Below are 22,308 nucleotides of genomic sequence, written 5' to 3' on the forward strand. Positions count from 1 at the left end.
GTCTGACTGGTGGCGGGAGGCGGTCCGTCCAGGCGCTGAACAGATAGAAACGATTACAGAATTAAAGAGATTGATTGACCGTCTTGAAGCGGGGGAGTCCCTGACGGAGGATGAGTGGGTCAGTCTGATCGAGGGACGTTCACCGGAGCTGGCGGACTACCTCTTTGAAAAAGCGCGCTGCATCCGGGAAAGAGAGTACGGAAAAGCGGTGTATGTGCGGGGACTCATTGAGTGCAGCAATTATTGCAAAAACGACTGTCTTTATTGCGGTATCCGAAGGAGCAACCGAAATGCAAGCCGGTACCGCCTGAGTCGGGAGGAGATTCTTTCCTGCTGTGAGAATGGTTATCAGCTGGGATTCCGCACTTTTGTTTTGCAGGGCGGTGAGGATCCGGCGATGACGGACGACTGGGTGATGGAGATGGTGCAGGCGATCCGGGCAGGATTTCCAGATTGTGCGATTACTTTGTCGCTCGGAGAAAAGAAGTATGATACGTTGAAACGCTGGAAAGAGGCAGGGGCGGACCGGTATCTGCTGCGCCATGAGACGGCGGACGCGTGCCATTACGCGAGCCTGCATCCGGCAGAGATGTCATTTGAACACCGGATGCAGTGCCTGCGTGATTTAAAGGCGCTTGGTTATCAGACCGGATGCGGTTTTATGGTCGGTTCGCCGCACCAGACGGCGCGCTGTCTGGCGAGAGATATGCGTTTTATCGAAGAACTGGATCCGGAAATGGTGGGAATCGGTCCGTTTATTCCGCAGCACGACACTCCGTTTGGCGGGGAGGCGGCAGGAACGTTGGAAGAGACACTGTTTCTTTTAGGGCTGCTTCGCCTGCTGAAGCCGAAAGTGCTGCTTCCGGCGACGACAGCGCTCGGAACGATTCATCCGATGGGACGCGAACTGGGGATTCTGGCAGGCGGAAACGTCGTGATGCCGAACCTGTCTCCGGTCGGGGTGCGCGCCAAATATATGCTCTATGACAATAAAATCTGCACGGGAGACGAGGCGGCGGAGTGCATCAACTGCATGAAGAGGCGCATGGAAAGCATCGGGTACGAGGTAGTCATCGACCGGGGAGATTATAAGGGGTAAAAGCCTGCGATTTGGTTTGTTGGCATCGAAAGATGCTTACAGATAAATAAACTGACGGGGAAGGACGCGAAGGACGGCTGACCATGCTGGCATTTTTGAAATTGAAAATTCCGGAGGAAAACATGACAGCTATCATCCTGACCTGTAAGAAAAGGAGAAGAAACTATGAGTTACAATTACAACCCATCATCCCAAAAGGCAGAGGAATTTATCAATCATGAGGAAATTTTAGAGACTCTTTCCTATGCCGAGAAGAACAAAAACAACGTGGAACTGATTGACCAGATTCTGGCGAAGGCGCGGCTTCGAAAAGGGCTGAGCCACCGCGAGGCGGCAGTGCTTCTTGACTGCGAGATCCCGGAAAAGGTGGAGGAGATCTTTGAGCTGGCGCGCCAGATCAAGCAGGATTTCTACGGAAACCGGATCGTCATGTTTGCGCCGCTGTATCTGTCGAATTACTGCGTGAATGGCTGCGTGTACTGTCCATACCACATGAAAAACAAGCACATTGCCAGAAAGAAGCTGACGCAGGAGGAAATCCGCCGGGAGGTAATTGCGCTTCAGGATATGGGACATAAACGTCTGGCGCTGGAGACGGGCGAGGATCCGGTCAACAATCCGATTGAATATGTGCTGGACAGTATCAAGACAATTTACAGTATCAAGCATAAAAACGGGGCGATCCGCCGGGTCAATGTCAATATTGCGGCGACGACGGTGGAGAATTACCGGAAGCTGAAAGAGGCGGGAATCGGAACGTACATCCTGTTCCAGGAGACGTACCATAAGGAGAGCTATGAGCGCCTGCATCCGACGGGACCAAAGCACAATTACTGTTATCACACGGAGGCGATGGACCGCGCGATGGAGGGCGGTATCGACGATGTGGGAATTGGCGTTTTATTTGGTCTGGAGTTGTACCGGTATGAATTTGCAGGACTTTTGATGCACGCGGAACATCTGGAGGCAGTTTTTGGTGTTGGTCCGCACACCATCAGTGTGCCGCGCATCCGCCGGGCGGACGATATCGACCCATCGACCTTTGACAACGGCATCAGCGACGATATTTTTGAGAAGATCGTAGCCTGCATCCGGGTGGCAGTTCCGTACACGGGCATGATTATCTCAACGAGAGAGAGCAAAGCCTGTCGGGAGCGGGTGCTGCGGCTGGGCGTATCGCAGATCAGCGGCGGTTCCCGCACCAGTGTCGGCGGATATGCAGAGGAAGAGCCGGAGGAGGAAAATTCGGCGCAGTTCGATGTGAGCGACAACCGGACACTCGACCAGGTGGTCCGCTGGCTGATGGAATTAGGCTATATCCCAAGCTTCTGTACGGCGTGCTACCGGGAAGGACGGACGGGCGACCGCTTTATGAGCCTGTGCAAGAGCGGGCAGATTCAGAACTGTTGTCATCCGAATGCGCTGATGACGCTCAAGGAGTATCTGGAAGATTATGCGGCGCCGGGGACGAAAGAGATTGGAGAGAAGCTGATTCAGGCGGAGATCGGTTCGATTCCGAAAGAAAAAGTGCAGGAGATCGTGAGGAAAAATCTGGTTGAAATTGAAAAGGGGCAGCGGGATTTCAGGTTTTAGCTAAATCAGGAGGATCAAAATGGGAATGAATGAGACGCCGTCCGGCGAGCGGGTACATATCGCGTTTTTTGGACGGAGAAATGCGGGAAAATCGAGTCTGGTCAATGCGGTGACCGGGCAGGAGCTGGCGATCGTGTCGGACATCCGGGGGACGACGACCGATCCGGTCTATAAATCGATGGAGCTTCTGCCGCTCGGTCCGGTGGTTATCATCGACACGCCTGGAATCGACGATGAGGGCGAGCTGGGCTTAAAGAGAGTTGGCAAGACTCGTCAAGTCTTAAATAAGGCGGATCTGGCAGTCCTGGTGGTGGATGCGGTGGAAGGAATCAGCAGCTGGGAAGAAGAGATGATCCGGCTGTTTGAGAAGAAGGAAATCCCGTATCTGGTGGTTTACAATAAGATGGATTTGCTGACGGGAAAATCGGAACAGGAACCGGTTGTGGAACATACCGCCTATGTGAGTGCCCGGACGAGAGAAGGAATCCAGCAGTTAAAAGAGCAAATGGCACGTCTTACGTCACAGGAGACGGATGAAAAACGGCTGGCTGCTGATCTAGTAAAACCGTTTGATACGGTAATTCTGGTTGTTCCGATTGACAAGGCGGCGCCGAAGGGGCGGCTGATTCTGCCGCAGCAGCAGGTCATCCGGGATCTGCTGGACATCGGTGCGATGCCGTTTGTCTGCCGGGAAAGTGAACTTTCGGAGACGTTTGCAAAATTGAAAGAAGCTCCGGCATTGGTAATCACGGACAGCCAGGTATTTCCGCTGGTAGACCGGCTGACGCCGCCGCAGGTGCGTCTGACTTCCTTTTCCATTTTGTTTGCGCGGTATAAGGGGGATCTGAAACAGGCAGCGGAGGGCGCCAAAGCGCTGGAAATGATACAGGACGGAGATCCGATTCTTATTTCTGAGGGCTGTACGCATCATCGCCAGTGTGGTGACATCGGCACGGAGAAGCTGCCGGACTGGATCCGCCAGTACACGGGAAAAGCGCCGGAGTTTCATTTTACATCGGGGACGGAATTTCCAGAGGATGTGTCCGGTTATAAGCTGATCGTTCATTGCGGCGGCTGTATGCTGAATGCGCGGGAGATGAAGAGCCGTCTTCGAAGCGCTGCCGATCAGGAGATCCCGATGACCAATTATGGGATTTTGATTGCCTATATGAAGGGAATTTTGAAACGGAGCATGGGGGCACTGGAGCCGATCAGGTAGGAAATTTTTAATGGATTTTTGCGCGTGGCTGTGAAGATACTGAACAGTTACGAAACTTAGAAATAAAGGCTGACAAAGCTGCTGGACGATGGGAATGCCTGTCGGACAGCAGCTTTTTTCATAGGAAATTGCGTCCTATGAAAAAACGCTCCGCGAGGATGCGCACTTGCGCGAAGCAGTTTTTAGATTTCGCAGATGCCAGAATGTAAACTATATTAATCCAATATGTTGACATTTAAAAATCAACGGTTTATAATAGCGAAAGTTAGCTAAATGAGAAAAATAGGATATTTTTTAAGTTGGACCGAAGGATAACCAAAAAAAGTGTTTTGATTTTGATAAGGAGTAGAAGATATGAGTTTACAACTGGCAGAAGATATTATAAAAGGACGCCGTCTGAAACGGGGCGAGGATTTAAGCTTTTTATTGAGTGAGGATCTGGATGAGCTCTGTGCGGGGGCTGATAAAATCCGAAAGGAGCTCTGCGGAAACCATGTGGATCTGTGTTCTATCATTAATGGACGAAGCGGACGCTGCGGCGAGGACTGCAAGTTTTGCGCGCAGTCAGCCTGTCATCATACGAAGGTGGAAGAATATCCATTTCTGGAGCCAGAGGAGATTCTGGAGGACTGCAAGCGTCATGAGGCAAAGAAAGTACATCGTTACTCCATCGTGACGGCGGGACGTGCGCTGACGGGAGCGGAAATGGAGAAGGCGCTTCGGGCATACCGCGCTATGAAGAAGGAATGCAAGGTAGAGCTCTGCGCCTCCCACGGACTTCTGTCACAGGAAGATTTCAACCGTCTGAAAGAGGCGGGCGTGGGACGGTATCATGCCAATATTGAGACTTCCCGGAGAAATTTCCCGAATATCTGTACAACACATACATTTGAGGACAAGCTGGAGGTCATCCGGCGCGCGCAGGCGGCAGGACTTTCCGTCTGTTCCGGCGGCATCATCGGCATGGGAGAAACCTGGGAAGACCGGATCGACATGGCGATCACGCTGAGCGAGCTCGGGATCAAGTCAATTCCGATCAATATCCTGCGTCCGATTCCGGGCACGCCGCTGGAACATCAGGCAGCGCTTTCGGAGGATGAGATCCTGCGGACGATTGCTATTTTCCGCTATATCAATCCGACTGCGATGGTCCGTCTGGCAGCAGGACGAAATTCAATGGAACATTCCGGCGAACGGGCATTCCGCTCCGGCGCGAATGCAGCCATCACCGGAGATATGCTGACAACTTCCGGAAACCGCATCAGCGAGGACCAGGAGATGCTGGCGGCTATGGGTTTCACATTATAAAAAAGGAGTATCCATATCATGAGTAAAACACTTTCCGCAGAAGCGGAGCACAAACCTTACTTTACAACCAAACGGATGGCGCTGATTGGCGTGATGACGGCGGTAACCTGTATTCTGGGACCGTTCTCGATTCCGCTTCCATTCAGCCCGGTTCCGATTTCCTTTACAAATCTTGCTATTTATCTGGCGGCATATGTGCTGGGAATGAAAGCTTGCACGATCAGTTACCTGATTTATATGCTGCTTGGCATGGTGGGCGTTCCGGTATTTTCCGGATTTACAGCAGGAGTCGGTAAGCTGGCAGGACCGACCGGTGGCTATCTCGTCGGATTTATCCTGATGGCGCTGATTGTTGGATTTTTCGTGGATCATTTTCCGGGCAAAGTAGCCCTGCATATCGTTGGCATGGTACTGGGACTGGCGATTTGCTATATTTTCGGAACGGTATGGCTGGCAGGTCAGCTTAACATGACCTTTGTAGCCGGACTGGGTGTGGGCGTTATCCCGTATCTGCCGGGCGATGCAGTCAAAATCATTTTCACAGCTTTGATCGGACCGAAGCTGCGCCGCGAAATTTACCGCTTAGGAGAGTAAAAAGCGTCTGGCTGTAAAAATGACTGTTTAGATAAAATGATATTTAAAATGAAGGACAGATGGGTGAAAGTGGAATACATAAAACGCTTTCATCCATCTTTTTTTGTTGAATGAAACGAAGAAGTTGGTTCACATTTTATAGAAACTTAGAAGAAAAGAAAAAATAAAGGTAAAAGAAAACAGAAATAATCACATATATGGAATAAAATACAGAAAAATAAGAAGTGAGTGTGACTAAACTTGAACAATTTCGGGGCGTGTGTTATACTAAAGACAGAAAAAAGAGGGAGATTCCGGAGGAACAGGGAGGAGGCAGTTGTATGGAGAAAAAGATTATCACTATCAGTCGTGAATATGGAAGCGGAGGTCGTCAGATTGGTCTGGCTGCCGCTAAAAAACTGGGAATGGAATTTTATGATAAGGAATTGATCGATGCTGCTGCGAAGGAGATCGGTTTTCCAGCGGAAATTATTGCGGATCGTGAGCAGCGCCTGACAAACAGCCTGCTTTACAATTTCGCGATGGGAACTTTGTATGGACTTTCCTATCCGAAGGAGCCGAAGCTCAGTGAGCTGCCATTGACAGAGCAGATCTATGTGGCGCAGAAGAAGGCGATCGAGGAGGCGGCAAAGCGCGGAAGCTGCGTATTTATCGGAAGATGTGCTGATTATATTCTGAGAAGCCGTCCGGATGTACTGCGTGTCTTTGTTTATGCGGATCGTGATATCCGGCTCCGCCGCGCGATTGACGAATATGGGGATCTGGAAGAGCATATCGATGAATTTATGCACCAGACCGACAAACGCCGCCGGATCTACTATGAAAACTATACAAATCAGCGCTGGGGCGACAGGGAAAACTATGATCTGATGCTGAACAGCGGAGATTTGGGAATTGAGAAGTGCGTGGAGTTGATTTGCCAGGCGGTGAAGTAAAAGAAGAGTGGCATTTATAGTTTCATGCAGTCGATATGAGGATATCTAAGATAACAGATGCAAAGAAGATGATTGAAATTTTTTGTAGTTATGTTATCTATATATAAAGGATCTCACCGATAGACGGTTGGACCCTTAAATGATAAGTTAAAAATAACCGCTCAAGTTTGCAGGACCGGGGCGGTTATTTTTGTGTCTTATTACTAGCTCGACCAACTTTATAGTCGAGACTAAAGCATATAAAGCATTTCGTAAAAGATATACGAGCGCAGGTTACTGTACACGTATGCGTGAATAGTAACCAGCACGTTATTGTTCGCGGGTAGGCACTTTTGGAACCGAAAGTGCCGTAAGAAAACGTGGTGGTAGCAGGAATTTGCCGTATTTAAATGTGAAGCCACGGCAAATTCCGTTACTGGGCACGTATGCGTGCACAATAACTAGCACGGCGGCTCTGGTTTGTCAATGGGGGATTGTCTGGACGAATCCCCCTCACTATGCTATAATAAGGGGCATCAAGTCATTTTGGTTGCTTTATCGTTACTGCTCATGGCAGGTATTTTGAAAACCGGCACATGGACAGCAACATTGTATGCACGGGAGAATGAGATGAAAGAAAATATGAAAATACGAGGTCAGCTGCGGACGTATCTGCAGTGGCCGATCATACTGTCGGTATTCCTGTTGGCGGCGAACCTGGCAGTTGGGATTGTGAGCCCGGCTGCCGGTCTTGTGATGTCCGGATTTACGGTTATATATGTGCTGGTGGCACTCTGGCTGTTCATATACCGGAGAAAACGTCTGATGGGCGGACTGGTGGAGTTTTCGGCGGAGTATGCGTGGGTGCAGAAACAGCTCCTCTATGAGATGGCGGTGCCGTATGCCATCGCGGACACAGAGGGACATTTCCTCTGGTTGAACCACTCCTTTTCGGAGATCGTCGGAGAAGATAAAAACTGCCGTAAGAATATCGCGGCGGTCTTTCCGGAACTGACGCGGGAATTTTTGGATGAGATGGACGAAAAAACGAGCGTTCATTCTTCATTTGACGGCAGATTTTACCGGATCGATATCCAGCAGGTGGCGCTGAGCGAGACGGAAGGTATGAAGCTTGGCGCGGTGGACGAGGACAGCGGTGAGATGCTTTTAGTGCTGTATCTCTGCGATGAGACGGAGATTCTGCGCTGCAAGCAGCAGATCAACAACCAGCGTCTGGTGGCGGGACTTATTTATCTCGACAACTACGACGAGGCGCTGGAGAGTGTCGAGGAGGTACGCCGTTCCCTGCTGGTTGCCCTGATTGACCGGAAAATTACGAAGTATTTTATGGCGATGGAAGGTATCGTCAAGAAGCTGGAAAATGACAAGTATCTGTTTGTGATCAAGCAGCAGTACACGAAAGAGATTCAGGAGAGCCGCTTTTCGATCCTGGAGGATGTCAAGACGGTTAATATCGGAAATGATATGGCTGTCACGCTGAGTATCGGTATGGGTATGAACGGCGACAGCTACATCCGCAACTATGAGTATGCGAGAACGGCGATTGATATGGCGCTGGGACGCGGCGGCGATCAGGCGGTCGTCAAGGATGGCACGAAGATCCGCTACTACGGCGGCAAATCGCAGCAGCTGGAAAAAACGACCCGTGTCAAGGCACGTGTCAAAGCGCATGCGATGCGCGAGCTGATGGATACGAAGGATAAGATGCTGATCATGGGACACAAGATCGGCGATACGGATTCCTTTGGTGCGGCGATTGGTATCTGGCGGATTGCGACCTCTTTTAATAAAAAGGCGCGGATCGTCATCAATGGGGTCAATTCTTCCGTGAAACCGATGATGGCGCGGTTTGAAAACAGCTCTGATTACCCGGAGGATCTGTTCTTAACCGGCGAGGAAGCGGCAGAGTGGGCGGATTCCAACACGATGTTAGTTGTGGTTGATGTCAACCGCCCGAGTATCACGGAGGCACCGGAACTGCTCAAGCAGATCAAAACGATCGTGGTGCTCGACCATCACCGCCAGAGCAGCGAGATCATCGACAATGCGGTGTTATCTTATGTCGAGCCGTATGCGTCTTCGGCGTGTGAGATGGTAGCCGAGGTATTGCAGTATATCGGCGACGACGGCATCAAGATCAAGCCGGCGGAGGCGGATGCGATGTACGCCGGTATCGTGATTGACACAAACAATTTCATGAACCAGGCAGGTGTCCGCACCTTTGAGGCGGCGGCGTTCCTGCGTAGAAACGGCGCGGATGTCGTGCGTGTGAGAAAGCTGTTCCGCGACCGGCTGGAGGACTACCGGGCGAGAGCTGAGGCGATCCAGAAAGCAGAGATTTATCACGGCGCATTTGCGATTTCCGTGTGTCCGTCCGAAGGACTTGAAAGTCCTACCGTGGTTGGCGCACAGGCGGCAAATGAGCTGCTGGATATTGTAGGCATCAAGGCGTCATTTATCCTGACGCAGATGGGCGACACGATCTATTTCAGCGCGCGTTCGATCGATGAGATCAACGTGCAGATTATCATGGAGCGCTTAGGCGGCGGCGGACACCGCACGATTGCGGGCGCACAGCTTAAGGGTGTGACGATCGATGAAGCCAGAGAGAAATTAAAAGATCTCATTACGGATATGATGGAGAAAGGAGAAATATAACGATGGAAGTTGTATTATTAGAGGATGTAAAGGCACTTGGCAAAAAAGGTCAGATTGTAAAGGTAAGCGATGGCTATGGACGCAACTTTATTCTGACAAAGAAACTGGGAATCGAGGCAACACCGAAGAACTTAAATGATCTGAAGCTGCAGAAGGCAAATGAGGCGAAGATCGCGGCAGAGCACCTGGCAGCAGCGAAGGATCTGGCAAAACATCTGGAGGATAAGTCCATCACCCTGTCCATCAAGGCAGGCGAGGGCGGAAAAGCATTCGGCTCTGTTTCTTCCAAGGAGATTGCAAAGGCGATCAAAGATCAGTTAAATCTGGATATTGACAAGAAGAAACTGGTTCTGCCGGAGCCGATTAAGACCTTTGGCACACACGAAGTTCCGATCAAGCTTCACAAAGAAGTAACCGGAAAACTGGCAGTAAAGGTTGTAGAAGCTTAATATGGAGGACTGAATCATGGATGAAGCCCTGATAAAGCGGGTTCTCCCGCACAGTGTAGAGGCGGAACAGTCAGTCATCGGATCCATGCTTATGGATCGGGAAGCAATTATCGCGGCGTCTGAGATTATCACAGGCGCCGATTTTTACCAGCACCAGTATGGCGTCATGTTTGAGTCGATGGTCGAGCTTTTCAATGAAGGAAAGCCGGTCGATCTGGTGACGCTTCAAAATCGGCTGCGCGAAAAAGATGTTCCGCCGGAGGTCAGCAGCCTGGACTTTGTCCGGGATATCATGACATCTGTGCCGACCTCGGTCAATATCAAATCGTATGCCAATATCGTGCGGGAAAAGGCAGTCCTGCGCCGTTTGATAAAAGTGAATGAGGAGATTGAAAACCTCTGTTACGGCGGAAGGGACAAGCTGGAGGATATTCTGGCGCACACGGAGAAATCGGTGTTTGACCTGCTCCAGAGCCGCGGAGGCGGAGAGTTTGTGCCGATCCGGCAGGTGGCGTTGAATGTTCTGGAAAAGATTGAGGCGGCGTCGAAGAGCAACAGCACCGTCACGGGTATTCCGACCGGATTTATCGATCTGGATTACCGGACGTCGGGATTCCAGCCGTCCGATTTTATTTTGATTGCGGCGCGTCCCTCGATGGGTAAGACGGCGTTTGTTCTGAATGTCGTCGAGCATGTGGCGGTCAAAAAAGGGCTTCCGTGCATGGTATTCAGCCTGGAAATGTCGAAGGAACAGCTGGTCAACCGTATGCTGTCGATGGAGTCGAATGTCGATTCCCAGAAGCTGCGTACCGGTACGCTGACGGATTCCGACTGGGATGCCGTTGTGGAAGGCATCGGCACGATCGGAAGTTCCAAGCTGATCATCGATGATACGCCGGGTATCTCGATCTCGGAGCTGCGCTCGAAATGCCGCAAGGTGAAGCTGGAGTACGGTTTAAGCCTTGTCATTATCGACTATTTACAGCTGATGAGCGGCAGCGGAAAGAGCGGAGAGAACCGCCAGCAGGAGATCTCGGAGATTTCCCGTTCACTAAAGGCGCTGGCGCGAGAGCTGAATGCGCCGGTTATCTCCCTGTCGCAGCTTTCCCGTGCCTGCGAGACACGTCCGGACCACCGCCCGATGCTTTCGGATCTGCGTGAGTCTGGTGCGATTGAGCAGGATGCCGATGTGGTTATGTTTTTGTACCGTGATGATTATTACAACAAGGATACGGATACGCCGAATATCGCGGAGGTAATCATTGCCAAACAGCGTAATGGTCCGATTGGAACGGTGCAGCTGATGTGGAGACCGGAGCTGACGAAGTTTGCGAATTTGGCGAAATAACGATAGAATCGTGTAAGGGACGGGACCGGATAAATATATGATTGATAAAAGATTATTATGTAAAAAGGAATATGAGAAATGTTTGAATTGATAAAAGAATCGGATCTGGATACCGTCCGCCATTTTTACCGCGCCTTAGCTGGAACCGAGTTCTGCGCGTGGACGGACATCTATCCAGGGGAGCCGGAGCTACAGTCGGATTTTTCCAGGGATTCGCTTTTTTGTATCCGGGATGATGTGTCGGGGGAGATCGCGGGGCTGGTTTCGATCGATGATGATCCGGAGGTGGAATCGATTGCTTGCTGGTCGGAGGAGCTGCAGCCGTCGGCAGAAATTTCCAGACTGGGTGTGGCGGAGAAGTACCAGAACCGAGGCATCGCACGCGAGCTTCTGGCAGGCGCGATGGAGGAACTTAGAAGACGCGGCTGCAAGAGTGCCCATATGCTGGTGGCGAAGGACAATGTGAAAGCGCTGCGGTCGTACGAGAAGCTGGTCTTTGAGAAGGTCGGTGAGTATGTGCTGCAGGGGCATGATTACTGGTGCTTTGAGAAGAAGCTGTAGAATGGAGAGGGGAAATTTAATCCCCTCTTTTTATTTATGTCATTCATTCGCCTTCTACCGTCAGCGAGATGGCATTTAGCTACGATATGGTAATCGTTCCGACCGATGGTGAAGGAGTTCCGGAACTTGTTTTTTATGTAAATGCTATTCATATTTATTTTGAACCCCGCATATAGTAGTAGTAAGGTACCGGGGAGGACAAGCAGAATGAATAAGAACAAGCATTACCTGATTTCGGATGCTTCCAGACAGGTGCAGGTGGAGGCTCACGTGCTCCGGTACTGGGAGGACGAGCTGGGGCTTCCGATTCCGAGAAATGAACTGGGGCATCGGTACTATACGGAGTTTCATATCCAGCTGTTCCGTCAGATCAAGCAGTTGAAGGAACAGGGGTACCAGTTGAAAGCCATACGGGGAATCCTCGGAAAAGTGGAAGAAAATCAGAAAACAGAACCGGAAGCGCTTCTGGAAGCGCAGGCACAGGCGGTTTTCCGGGAAACGGGAACAGGAGAGCGTAACATGAGCAGGCAGGAAAATATGGAAATGAAAAAAAATACAGAGGTAGAAAACAAGGAAACAGAACTGCCGCAGGCAGAGGTTTCCCAGCCTCTGGCGGGGGAGAAGATGCGCCAGTTTCAGGAGATCATGAACCAGGTCATCGGGCGCGCGATCGAGGAAAACAGCGAAAAACTGAGCCAGGATGTCAGCTATCTGGTGCATGATAAATTGATGAAGGAGCTGGAATACCTGATGCGGGTCTCTGATGAGCGGGAGGAAGAGCGCTTCAAGCGCCTCGACGAGGTCATCCGCGCGTATCAGCGGGAAAACCAGGGGCGAGCGGAAGCAGCGGCTGCTGCGCCAGGGCGGTTTCCATTTTTCCGGTCCCGTGTAAAGAAAAAGAAATTTGGACGGAATGGAAATAAGATGTGATAAGTTCTGCAAAAGGGCATAAAAAAACCTGTCGGAAACGACAGGCTTTTTTATGTAGATATTTCGTTTTTGTTTGTGTTTAATTAGCCCTGCTCGATAGCGCCGGTCGGACATACGCCTGCACATGTACCGCAGTCGATGCAGCTGTTAGCGTCGATTTCGTATTTGCCATCTCCCTGAGAGATTGCTCCAACTGGACATTCGCCAGCACAGGAACCACAACTTACACAAGAATCAGTAATTACAAATGCCATGATAAAATCCTCCTTTTATATTTATGCGTTTGGCTATATTCTATACTAAAAATGCGAAATATTCAAGGAGAAATTGATGGTTTTCATGTTCTAAAATAGAAGCAATGGAAAAAAACGATTTTTCTGGAAGTCAGCATTCCTACAAGGTCGAGAGCGTTGAGAGCGCGTGCTCCCGGACGATCGTCTCATAATGCTCCTCATAGTATGCCTCAAATGCATTCGGGGCAGCGGCAGTCTTTAATGGTTCGCTGTACTCGGACAGGAGATTGCACAGGCGGTTGAATGCGTCGGTGCTGTCGGCTGTCTGGCGGACAACAAGGTAGTAACGACCGTCGGACGGGTGTTTATAAAGCGTGTTCGGTGTTTCGCAGACTGGAGCTGCGATGCGCGCTGCCCGGCAGACCTCGTCGAGGGAGCCGAAAGTAAAAATACGCGCTGCCGGCAGTTTGGAACCTGGCTCTGCCTTTTCAGTGGAAGGCGCGTCCGAACCGGTCAGCGGGCTTGCGGCGGTATTTTTGCCATTGTCAGTAAACAGGCTTAAAAGCCCGTCCGCGCCCTCTAAAAGCTCGTTGGCAAGCGTTGTCAGAGGCTCGTCCTCGTTTCCCGGGGAAAAGCGTGAAAAGCGGGTGTCCAGCTCTTCTGGATCCTCGATCTTGGTAATGATCAGCATGATGCTCTCACTGGAGAGCGGAATTGCTTCCACCATCAGAGGAATATCGTCCGCCTCGAAGCCGACTTCATTCGATGCCTTCTGGATCATTTCATGGAACAGTTTTTTCGCCTTTTCTGTGCCATAGGCGAGTTCGCCCAGATTTAAGTTGCGGGCGCTCAGATCGCTGCTTGTCAGGGTGCAGCGGATCTGGTTTTCGTTGATGCGTTCTATTTTCATGGATTTTCACTTCCTTGTCTTTTGGGTGGTTAAGATACCAAATGCTTCGTGCTTCGCACTTCCGCAATTTTGCAAGACATTCGTAATCCGCTCATTTTTCTGCGGAAAAAGGCTGCTTACTCATGTTTTGGACTTTGGAACCTTGGTATTCATCATACTATATAATATAATCACTTGGCAATTTGAATATGAAAAAAAAGCATAAAATCTTTCTAAAAACGGTTGCGGGAAGTGAGGGGATCGTATACAATGAATCTTGAGAGGTGGTATAGACCGAAAGGAGGCGCGGTACGGAAACAGCCGTTCTATTTGGAAAATACCAGCTGGAACGTGTGATCGGACGCGGTCGGAGCGGAACTGTTTTTTTAGCCAGGCATCTGGGGCTTGATGAAGAGAGAGCGATTAAGCGTGTCAGGCGGACAGAGAGCGGTTTCATTCAGGAAGCAGCGCTTTTGAAGCGGCTGCGCCATCCGGGAATCCCGATCATCTACGATCTGGAAATTGACGAAAATTATTATTATCTCATCGAGGAATATCTGTGCGGTGAGTCGTTGTATGCCCGAATTGAGAGAACGGGCAGTCTGCAAACGGGAGAGCTTATCCGTCTGGGAATTGAGCTTTGCCGGATCATGAATTATCTGCATTCATTCAAACCAAATCCAATCTTATATTTAGATCTCCACCCCGGGAATCTTCTAATCTGCCGGGAACAATTAAAATTGATTGATTTTGATCAGGCGGCACTGGCGTCTTTGAGCCAGGAACGATCTGTTTGCTATGGAACAAAAGGCTTTGCAGCCCCCGAACAGTACGAGGGAGGGACTCTGGATGAGAGGACCGACATCTATGCCATTGGCGCCCTCCTGTACTATATGGGGACAGGGCATGCCCCAGAGGGGGAGATAAAAGCAGGACAGGGAAGCTGTCGGGGAGATCTGTACATTCTTATGGGGCGATGTCTCAGAACAGAGAAAAAAGAGCGCTGCCAGAGTGTCCGGGAAGTGTTAGAGGCATTGGAAAAACTGGAGGCGCGCATATTTGCAGAACGTCATATACCACTTCTCAGGATTGCCGCAGCAGGCAGCCGGAGCGGAATCGGGGTTACACATACCGCACTTGGCGCGGTCCGATATCTGCGGCAGAAAGGAGTTTCCTGCCTTTACAGGGAGCAGAATGACACGGGGGCAGTCCGCAGGCTGGTATCCTGGTATGGGATGGTGCCGGATGAACATGGGATTTATTACATGGACGGTCTGGCGTTGAAACCCAGATACAGCGATGTGGTGCAGCTGGAACAGCCGGTGTTTGAAGTGATTTTAGATGACTGCGGAACCGGGCTCCAGACGGTTCTGGAGGGGGAGTATGATTTGATTCTTTTCGTCTGTGGATTGCAGCCGTGGGAGAAAGAAGATTCTCTGCGGGCGATCCGGTTTCTGGGAGGAGAAGAGGGACTCCAGATTTTATTAAATCACAGAAAATGCGGGCGGGATTATCTTCCGGAGGAGGTCCGGCATCTTAGGTATCTGCGGCTTCCATTTTTAACTCCGCCGTTCGATGCAGGCGGAAGGCGGGGGCAGGAAAATGAGGCAGCGGAGGAGACAGAATTTTTTGAAAGGATTTTCCGGGAGGCAGCTCTCAAAAAAGGACGGGGGACCAGACAGGCAGCAAAAGAAGGGGGACTCTGGCGGAACATCCGGCGAAGGTGGGAGCGCTTTATGGGTGGATTCCCGTGGCAGTGGAAATAGGAGGAAATACAGATTAGAATCGGAAAACGGGGCGAAGGCTCAAAAGTGGGGCGGAAATTCAGGCAAAAACCAGTGCCAGACACAAAGCAGGCCGGGACAGAACGCCTGGAATGTATCGGGATAGCCGGGAGCGGACCATCGGTTGGGGTGACACACTTTTCGCTTATGACGGCAGCATATCTGTCCGGGGTTCTGTGCCGGCGAACGGCGGTTCTGGAACAAAATGAGAGCGGCTCATTTGCACAGCTTGAAAAGATATACCGGACGGGAAAAAGAAGGGAAAAACCGGTTATAGACGGGGCAGGACAGCCGTTTGAAATTAGGGGAATTTTTTTCTATCAAAAGGGTGAACGTGCAGAATGGTACGATTGTTCGGAAAGGGGGATGGAGGCGATGGTGATCGACTTCGGAGCCTTGACACAGAAGAATCAGGATGCCTTTTTTCGATGCAGCCGCTGTTTTCTGGTCGGTTCGGTCAGCGGATGGCAGCTGGCAGATTTTGCGGCATTGGCAGCAGAAAAGCAAAAATGGAAAAAATGGTGTGAGTATTTCGTCTCATTTGGAGAAGAGGAAGCTGTAAAAATGGCAGAGCAATATCTGGATATCCGGATCCGGCGAATCCCACTGCAGAAGAACGCATTGATGGTTACGGGAGAGTCCATGACTTTTTTTGGAAAATTCCTACGATAAGCGAGGCAGACCAGGGGTTATAAATTACCGATTATCTCCGAAAGGTCAGAAAAGGCAGAATGGTCTGTTTTCGCGGAATGGAGAAGGTGTGGAATGGTAGTAAGAAAAAGTAAAAAAGAAGAAGCGGAGAGGAGGCGTAGGGAACAGCAGAGAATATTTGTCGAGGGATTACAGCGATATAAAAGCAAAGGAATCCAGATTTTAATTGATGGGAGGGAGTGCAGGCCAGAAGAATACAGGAAGCTGTGTGAGTTCCGGGAGGACGGCTCGTTTTATATGGCTGATTACGTCGGAGCGGAGACAGGAGTGCTGACAGAGATACATTTTGACCGGGTTTACAACCGGTGATAAGAGAGGTGCCGTTTTGTCCGTATCTGGACAGTCCGCCGGATTTTTCTTTCGGAGAAAATGGTGAGAACTGTTTAGATGGTGCTATTACAGTTACTGGGCACGTATGCGTAAACAGTAACCTATTACAGGGAAAATGAAAGAGGAGTTAAGAAAAAAGTCAACATTCCATGGAGCTGGTGTGATATAATAAGGGCACTTAGCGAGGTATTTTCGAGCTTAGTGCTTATGATATTACCTTAACATACACCGGAGGAAAACATGGAAAGAGGAAGATCAAGGAAAGCACGTTCGGGCTGTCTGGGACGGATTTTCGGGTTTGTGCTGTTTTTAATCGTGGCAGCCGTTGGTGTGATTGCAGCGGTCAAATATATGCCAAGCCGGGAGAGGGCGGATCTGGATGCTCTGTACGCGGCGGGCGGCAGCGACCGGGTGGCGCTGTATCTGAACTATGAACGTCAGGAGGAGAGCGGGGTCTACGTGGACGGGCAGACATATCTGCCGGCTGCGTGGGTAGATGCGAACTTAAATGAACGTTTTTACTGGGATGCCAATGAGGAAATACTGGTGTACACCCTGCCGGAGGAGATCGTGAAAAGCGACGAGACGACAGTGGATGAGGACGGAAAAAAGATCCTTTACCGGGATGGCGATGCAGTTTATCTTTCACTGGCTCTGATTCAGAAATACACCGATGTGCGTCTGCAGGCGTATGATGGTGAGGCACAGAAGCGGGTTTTCGTGGAAAATAACTGGGATCCGGTTACGGTGGCAGATGCGGCGTGGAGCGCCAAGATCCGCTTAAGAGGCGGCTTGAAAAGCCCGATTGTGACTGAGATAAAGCGCGGCGGGACAGTGACGGTGCTGGAACAGTATGACAACTGGGCGAGAGTCATGACACCGGACGGTCATATTGGATATATGCACAAGTGGAAGATGAAAAATCTGCACGAGGAGACATTAAAGAGTGATTTTACTGCTCCGGTCTACCAGAATATTTCACTGGATCAGAAGATTGTGATGGTCTGGCATCAGGTAACGATCGCGGCGGCAAACCAGGCGATGGATTCTCTGATTGCAAAGACGAAAGGTGTCAATGTCATCGCGCCGACGTGGTTTACGCTTAGCAGCAACAGCGGCGCGTATGAATCTCTGGCAGATAAGTCCTATGTGGATCGGGCGCATGAAAAAGGTCTTCAGGTCTGGGCGGTACTCGACAATTTCAGCCGCGAATGCAGCAAGAACGTGCAGGCGGAGGTGCTTCTTTCCAGGACGTCTGTGCGCGAAAAACTGATTGAAAATATGATGACAGAGGCGGACCGTTATGGGTTTGACGGTATCAATCTGGATTTTGAGAGTTTGAAGACGGCGGCGGGCGTCCATTACATCGAGTTTATCCGCGAGCTGTCGGTTTCCTGCCGAAAGAAAGGGCTGGTGCTGTCGGTCGATAACTATGTTCCGGCGGTATATAACCGTTTCTACAACCAGAAAGAGCAGGGCAACGTCGCAGATTATGTGATTATCATGGGTTATGATGAGCACTATGCAGGCGGTGAAGCCGGTTCTGTTTCTTCGATCGGATATGTCGAAAACGGCATCAAAGATATGCTTTCCCTGGTTCCGAAGGAAAAGGTAATCAACGCAGTCCCGTTCTACACAAGGCTCTGGACGGGAAGCGGCGACAATGCGTCCTCCCGTGCGATGGGAATCTCCGAGGCGACAAAATGGGTGTCGGAGAGCGGCATGGATCTGACCTGGGATGATTCGGCTGGTCAGTATTACGGCAGGCTGGACAGCCAGAACGGCGAACAGCAGCTCTGGATGGAGGAGACAAGGTCTCTGGGACTCAAGATGGATTTAATCAAGAAATACGACCTGGCAGGCGTAGCCGGATGGCGGCTGGGGCTGGAAACCAGCGACGTCTGGGATGTGATTGGCTGGGAGCAGAGACAATTTAATTAAGATTCAATGATTCAAAGTAGGGTGGAAGTCTCATGCGGGAGCGTGGGGCTTCTGCTTTTTTATGTAATAGGAAATTCCTTGGATCCCCTATTACACAAAAAGGCACTAACGTGCCAATGATGCGCACTCGCGCGAAGATGTAGTTTGTCGCAAGCGACCGCGCTCGGCGCGAGAATGTGCCAAGGCACATTCTTTTTTATTAAAAAAGAGCGTCTTGGACAAAAAACCTCCGGGCGGAAAGATTGATTCATCCGCCTGGAGGTTATTAAAACATCAAAAATATTGTTTTGTCTGGGAGAAATGTGATTATTCTGCCTCTTTTGCCTGATCGATCAGGTTGGTGTAGAAAGCAAGAAAACTGTCATCACCTTCAGCGATCATAGCTTCCGGATGGAACTGTAAGCCCATCACGTAGTCTTTATCTTCTCTGACGATTGCTTCGATGATTCCATCTGGAGCAGTAGCAACGACTTTCAGGTTGTCACCTAACTGATCGACTGCCTGATGATGCCAGGAGTTTACAGTGTAGGTGCCTTCTCCGCCAAATGCGGCAGCAACGATGTTATCTTTGTCTACGGTAATCTCATGTTTTGCGAATACCTTACGGTCCGGATCGCGATGTTCGATATCGGACGGATTCTGAGTCGGAAGATCCTGATATAAGGTACCGCCGCTTAATACGTTTAAGAACTGCATGCCACGGCAGGTGCAGAGCATCGGGATATCCTCATCGAGAGCTGCCTTGATTAAAAGAGAATCAGAAGTATCTCTGACTTCGTTTACAGTCTCTAATTTTTCGTTTGGCTCTTCGCCGTAGTAGCTCGGATCAATATCTTCGCCGCCGGTCATAACCAGAGCATCGATTTCTGCCAGAGCATTTTTCGCGTCATCCTCGGTTTTGATCTGAGGAAGATAAATTGCTTCGCCGCCAGCTTTGGTAACGGCATCTCTATATAACTGTGCATCTTCGTCGATTTCGTCTGCATTCCATGAAACGCCGACTTTGACTTTCTCTTCTTCGTCATTCGCCGCTTCTTCGGCAGTCTCTGCTTCGCCTTCTGTCTCGGTTACTTCGGCTTCAGCCGCTGTTGTATCGGCTGCCGGTTCAGACTTTGTTCCACAAGCTGTTAAAGAAAAAGCCAGGGATAAAGAAAGAAGCACTGCACTGGTCATCATTTTAATTTTTCTCATTCGAATTTCCTCCCTAATACAAATTGTCCTCCCAAACATGGCTGGATTCTAACATAAAACAGTCAGAAAAATACAAAAAGATACATAAAATTACAAAATAAAATAAAATAATTTTTGATGATACCTAAAAGATATAATATAATTTTGTAGATATACGAAAAATGAGCGAAAATAAGGAGGCGTAAATGGAAGCGAAGAATTGAGTAGGGAGGAGTACGGGGAAAGGCCCTGATAACAGAAAGTTATACCTTCATTCCCTTTCTTAATTGGATTTTCCCCGCAGGCAGGCGTTACAATAAGGACGGAAAAAACAGACGGGCAGCCGGGTCAAGGCTGCGGGGCTGATAGAGATGGCGGAGTGCAGGAAAGACTCCGAGAGAATATGACAAACCAAATGGAGGAAATCAAAACATGGGGAAATCACTTACCAGAAAGATTATTGAGTCACATTTCGTATCGGGCGATATGACGCCGGGCAAAGAAATTTTTATCAAGGTGGATCAGACATTGACACACGATATCAATGCCGTTATGACTTATCTGGCATTCGAGGCGATCGGGCTGGACCGTGTCCGCACGGAGTGCAGCGTCAGCTACCTCGATCACAATTTATTATATGTAGATAATAAGACGCCGGACGACCACATTTATTTGCAGTCCGCAGCAAAGAAATTCGGCGTGTATGTGTCCAGACCGGGCAACGGCATCTGCCATACCGTTCATGTATCCCGTTTTGGTGTGCCAGGCAAGGTATCGATGGGCGGAGACAGTCACACACCGCATGGCGGCGCGATCGGTATGCTGTGTATCGGTGTCGGCGGCATGGATGTAGCAACGGCGATGACGGGTGTTCCGATGCGTCTGACGATGCCGAGAGTCGTCCGTGTCAACCTGACCGGTAAATTAAGACCGGGCTGCAACTCGAAGGAAGTTATCCTGGAAATGCTTCGCCGCGTGACCATCAAGGGCGGTCTGGGAAATGTATATGAGTACGTGGGACCGGCAGTTGCCGAGATGGAGATTCCGGCACGTGCGACTATCGCAAACATGGGTGCGGAAATGGGCGCGACCACTTCCATTTTCCCGGCAGATGCACAGGTAAAGAGATTTCTGGCTGCACAGGGACGTCCGGAAGCATACACAGAGCTTCTTCCGGATGAGGACGCCGAGTACGACGAGACGATCGATATCAATTTAAGCGAGTTAGAGCCGTTGATCGCATGTCCGCACCAGCCGGACAATGTTATGCCGCTGCATCAGGCGGAAAAGAAGAGAGTACAGCAGGTATTTATCGGAAGCTGTACCAATGCAAGCTATGCCGATATTGCAAAAGCAGCACTTGTATTTAAGGGACATCATGTGAATGAGGATGTAAGCTGTACCTGTGCGGTTTCTTCCAAGCAGGTGTACCGTCAGTTGATGCGCGATGGATATGTGGAGATGCTTCTGGATGCAGGTGTCCGTCTTTTGGAGATTGCCTGTGGTCCGTGCTGCGCAATCGGTCAGACTCCGGCGACCGACGGTGTGGCAGTCCGCACCTCCAACCGTAATTTCAAGGGACGTGCCGGGAATCCGACTGCCAAGATCTATCTGGTAAGCCCGGAGAGTGCTGCAGCGACAGCGATTATGGGGACCTTCGCAACGGCAGAAGATATTATGGGTGAAAATGTGAAGATCCTGGATTCAATTCACGAGCCGGATCAGTACGATATTGATGATTCGATGATTCTTCCGCCGCTGTCTCCGGAGGAAGCTGCGAAGGTGGAGATTGTCCGCGGACCGAACATCAAGTTTCTTCCGGTTCCGGAGCCGCCGCAGGAGACACTGGATGCTCCTATCAGCTTAAAAGCCCGTGATAATGTATCCACCGATGATATTACACCGGCAAGTGCTGAGTTCAGCAGTATGCGTTCCAATATTCCGTTGATGTCCCAGTATTGCTATCATCGATATGATCCGGAATTTGCAGCTCGCGCAAAAGAAATGGGACAGAGCGTTATCATCGGCGGTGAAAACTATGGACAGGGTTCCTCCCGTGAGCATGCGGCTATTAATCCCATGTATCTGGGTGTAAAAGCGGTCATTGCCAAGAGTATTGCCCGTATCCATAAGGGAAACCTGGTAAATCATGGCGTAATTCCAATGTTGTTTGAGGATGGAGCTGATTATGACCGCCTGGAGCAGACAGATGAGCTTCATATCGATAACCTGCGGGAGCAGATTGCAGCACGCCGTGTACAGATTACCGATAAGACAAAAGGATTCTCCTTCTGGGCTAAATTAGAATTGACGGATAAAGAAATCGAAGTTGTCTTAAATGGCGGACAGCTGAGAACACTGAAAAAACAGCTGGAAGCAGAGAAAGAAGCGTAGTCATTTATTAATTATGCCTCCATTATATTTTTATATACAATAACTACTTATTCACCAACCTATTTATTTTAGAAAAAGGCGCCTGTGCAAATGTGCAGGCGCTTTTTCGCGCGACTTGACGGAAGAAAGACATTTGTAGTAATCCTGTGGTAGAATAAGAGT

19 protein-coding genes are annotated in these 22,308 nt (G+C 50.0%); 16 read left to right on the forward strand and 3 right to left on the reverse strand.

Annotation, left to right across the window (positions count from 1 at the left end):
• The first annotated feature begins 43 nt into the window (after positions 1-43).
• The 11 genes from hydE (at position 44) to DXC57_RS14845 (ending at position 12,694) form a co-directional block, all read left to right on the forward strand.
• Positions 44-1,099 (forward strand): [FeFe] hydrogenase H-cluster radical SAM maturase HydE, encoded by a 1,056-nt coding sequence (gene hydE, locus DXC57_RS14795; protein WP_243101499.1) that lies wholly within the window; start codon positions 44-46, stop codon positions 1,097-1,099.
• A gap of 165 nt (positions 1,100-1,264) precedes the next feature.
• Complete coding sequence (gene hydG, locus DXC57_RS14800; RefSeq protein ID WP_022358886.1) at positions 1,265-2,692, forward strand: [FeFe] hydrogenase H-cluster radical SAM maturase HydG; 1,428 nt, start codon at positions 1,265-1,267, stop codon at positions 2,690-2,692.
• Between the two features lie 19 nt (positions 2,693-2,711).
• The gene (hydF, locus tag DXC57_RS14805; RefSeq protein WP_118653340.1) at positions 2,712-3,911 is read left to right on the forward strand and encodes a [FeFe] hydrogenase H-cluster maturation GTPase HydF; all 1,200 of its coding nucleotides are present in this window, start codon (positions 2,712-2,714) and stop codon (positions 3,909-3,911) included.
• 354 nt (positions 3,912-4,265) lie between these two features.
• Positions 4,266-5,219 (forward strand): biotin synthase BioB, encoded by a 954-nt coding sequence (gene bioB / locus DXC57_RS14810; protein WP_118653342.1) that lies wholly within the window; start codon positions 4,266-4,268, stop codon positions 5,217-5,219.
• Positions 5,220-5,237: 18 nt separating this feature from the next.
• Positions 5,238-5,813 carry a biotin transporter BioY gene (locus DXC57_RS14815; protein ID WP_118653344.1) on the forward strand — a complete coding sequence of 192 codons (576 nt, stop codon included), beginning with the start codon at positions 5,238-5,240 and terminating at the stop codon, positions 5,811-5,813.
• 320 nt (positions 5,814-6,133) lie between these two features.
• Positions 6,134-6,748, forward strand: a complete 615-nt coding sequence (locus tag DXC57_RS14820) for a cytidylate kinase-like family protein (RefSeq protein WP_118638463.1) — start codon at positions 6,134-6,136, stop codon at positions 6,746-6,748.
• A 609-nt stretch (positions 6,749-7,357) separates the two neighbouring features.
• Entirely contained in the window at positions 7,358-9,406 is a 2,049-nt protein-coding gene (locus DXC57_RS14825; RefSeq protein ID WP_118472512.1) for a DHH family phosphoesterase, read from the forward strand.
• Positions 9,407-9,408: 2 nt separating this feature from the next.
• Positions 9,409-9,855 (forward strand): 50S ribosomal protein L9, encoded by a 447-nt coding sequence (gene rplI, locus DXC57_RS14830; protein WP_022358874.1) that lies wholly within the window; start codon positions 9,409-9,411, stop codon positions 9,853-9,855.
• Positions 9,856-9,871: 16 nt separating this feature from the next.
• Positions 9,872-11,203 carry a replicative DNA helicase gene (gene dnaB / locus DXC57_RS14835; RefSeq protein WP_118653346.1) on the forward strand — a complete coding sequence of 444 codons (1,332 nt, stop codon included), beginning with the start codon at positions 9,872-9,874 and terminating at the stop codon, positions 11,201-11,203.
• A 78-nt stretch (positions 11,204-11,281) separates the two neighbouring features.
• Positions 11,282-11,764: a GNAT family N-acetyltransferase gene (locus tag DXC57_RS14840; protein ID WP_118653348.1), complete on the forward strand. Its 483-nt coding sequence runs from the start codon at positions 11,282-11,284 to the stop codon at positions 11,762-11,764.
• A 207-nt stretch (positions 11,765-11,971) separates the two neighbouring features.
• Positions 11,972-12,694 (forward strand): helix-turn-helix domain-containing protein, encoded by a 723-nt coding sequence (locus DXC57_RS14845; RefSeq protein ID WP_107001810.1) that lies wholly within the window; start codon positions 11,972-11,974, stop codon positions 12,692-12,694.
• Positions 12,695-12,777: 83 nt separating this feature from the next.
• On the opposite strand, the gene DXC57_RS14850 is transcribed toward DXC57_RS14845, so the two are convergent.
• Both DXC57_RS14850 and DXC57_RS14855 read right to left on the reverse strand, forming a co-directional pair.
• Positions 12,778-12,948 carry a 4Fe-4S binding protein gene (locus tag DXC57_RS14850; protein WP_022358869.1) on the reverse strand — a complete coding sequence of 57 codons (171 nt, stop codon included), beginning with the start codon at positions 12,946-12,948 and terminating at the stop codon, positions 12,778-12,780.
• 139 nt (positions 12,949-13,087) lie between these two features.
• Complete coding sequence (locus tag DXC57_RS14855; protein ID WP_118653350.1) at positions 13,088-13,837, reverse strand: adaptor protein MecA; 750 nt, start codon at positions 13,835-13,837, stop codon at positions 13,088-13,090.
• Positions 13,838-14,160: 323 nt separating this feature from the next.
• On the opposite strand from DXC57_RS14855, the gene DXC57_RS14860 reads away from it, so the two are divergent.
• From DXC57_RS14860 to DXC57_RS14875, 4 genes are all read left to right on the forward strand, one after another.
• Positions 14,161-15,582: a serine/threonine-protein kinase gene (locus DXC57_RS14860; protein WP_118653352.1), complete on the forward strand. Its 1,422-nt coding sequence runs from the start codon at positions 14,161-14,163 to the stop codon at positions 15,580-15,582.
• A gap of 72 nt (positions 15,583-15,654) precedes the next feature.
• Complete coding sequence (locus tag DXC57_RS14865) at positions 15,655-16,272, forward strand: hypothetical protein (protein ID WP_147354113.1); 618 nt, start codon at positions 15,655-15,657, stop codon at positions 16,270-16,272.
• Between the two features lie 93 nt (positions 16,273-16,365).
• Complete coding sequence (locus DXC57_RS14870; protein ID WP_022358865.1) at positions 16,366-16,620, forward strand: hypothetical protein; 255 nt, start codon at positions 16,366-16,368, stop codon at positions 16,618-16,620.
• A gap of 261 nt (positions 16,621-16,881) precedes the next feature.
• A complete protein-coding gene (locus tag DXC57_RS14875; RefSeq protein ID WP_118653356.1) occupies positions 16,882-18,582 on the forward strand; it encodes a glycosyl hydrolase family 18 protein in 1,701 nt (566 codons plus the stop codon).
• A gap of 306 nt (positions 18,583-18,888) precedes the next feature.
• On the opposite strand, the gene DXC57_RS14880 is transcribed toward DXC57_RS14875, so the two are convergent.
• The gene (locus DXC57_RS14880) at positions 18,889-19,773 is read right to left on the reverse strand and encodes a gamma-glutamyl-gamma-aminobutyrate hydrolase family protein (RefSeq protein WP_182457347.1); all 885 of its coding nucleotides are present in this window, start codon (positions 19,771-19,773) and stop codon (positions 18,889-18,891) included.
• Positions 19,774-20,184: 411 nt separating this feature from the next.
• Here DXC57_RS14880 and DXC57_RS14885 point away from each other — a divergent pair, with 411 nt between their 5' ends.
• Positions 20,185-22,146: an aconitate hydratase gene (locus DXC57_RS14885; protein ID WP_118522515.1), complete on the forward strand. Its 1,962-nt coding sequence runs from the start codon at positions 20,185-20,187 to the stop codon at positions 22,144-22,146.
• Positions 22,147-22,308: the final 162 nt, after the last annotated feature.

It is taken from the genome of Clostridium sp. TF06-15AC (genome assembly GCF_003481165.1).
In the GTDB taxonomy this organism is placed as follows: domain Bacteria; phylum Bacillota; class Clostridia; order Lachnospirales; family Lachnospiraceae; genus Otoolea; species Otoolea fessa.

Bases quoted from the DNA above. Each gene is read 5' to 3' on its own strand.
- hydG (WP_022358886.1), top strand. From the start codon at position 1,265: ATGAGTTACAATTACAACCCATCATCCCAAAAGGCAGAGGAATTTATC.
- hydF (WP_118653340.1), top strand. From the start codon at position 2,712: ATGGGAATGAATGAGACGCCGTCCGGCGAGCGGGTACATATCGCGTTT.
- bioB (WP_118653342.1), top strand. From the start codon at position 4,266: ATGAGTTTACAACTGGCAGAAGATATTATAAAAGGACGCCGTCTGAAA.
- DXC57_RS14815 (WP_118653344.1), top strand. From the start codon at position 5,238: ATGAGTAAAACACTTTCCGCAGAAGCGGAGCACAAACCTTACTTTACA.
- DXC57_RS14820 (WP_118638463.1), top strand. From the start codon at position 6,134: ATGGAGAAAAAGATTATCACTATCAGTCGTGAATATGGAAGCGGAGGT.
- DXC57_RS14825 (WP_118472512.1), top strand. From the start codon at position 7,358: ATGAAAGAAAATATGAAAATACGAGGTCAGCTGCGGACGTATCTGCAG.
- rplI (WP_022358874.1), top strand. From the start codon at position 9,409: ATGGAAGTTGTATTATTAGAGGATGTAAAGGCACTTGGCAAAAAAGGT.
- dnaB (WP_118653346.1), top strand. From the start codon at position 9,872: ATGGATGAAGCCCTGATAAAGCGGGTTCTCCCGCACAGTGTAGAGGCG.
- DXC57_RS14840 (WP_118653348.1), top strand. From the start codon at position 11,282: ATGTTTGAATTGATAAAAGAATCGGATCTGGATACCGTCCGCCATTTT.
- DXC57_RS14845 (WP_107001810.1), top strand. From the start codon at position 11,972: ATGAATAAGAACAAGCATTACCTGATTTCGGATGCTTCCAGACAGGTG.
- DXC57_RS14850 (WP_022358869.1), bottom strand. From the start codon at position 12,948: ATGGCATTTGTAATTACTGATTCTTGTGTAAGTTGTGGTTCCTGTGCT.
- DXC57_RS14855 (WP_118653350.1), bottom strand. From the start codon at position 13,837: ATGAAAATAGAACGCATCAACGAAAACCAGATCCGCTGCACCCTGACA.
- DXC57_RS14870 (WP_022358865.1), top strand. From the start codon at position 16,366: ATGGTAGTAAGAAAAAGTAAAAAAGAAGAAGCGGAGAGGAGGCGTAGG.
- DXC57_RS14875 (WP_118653356.1), top strand. From the start codon at position 16,882: ATGGAAAGAGGAAGATCAAGGAAAGCACGTTCGGGCTGTCTGGGACGG.
- DXC57_RS14880 (WP_182457347.1), bottom strand. From the start codon at position 19,773: ATGAGAAAAATTAAAATGATGACCAGTGCAGTGCTTCTTTCTTTATCC.
- DXC57_RS14885 (WP_118522515.1), top strand. From the start codon at position 20,185: ATGGGGAAATCACTTACCAGAAAGATTATTGAGTCACATTTCGTATCG.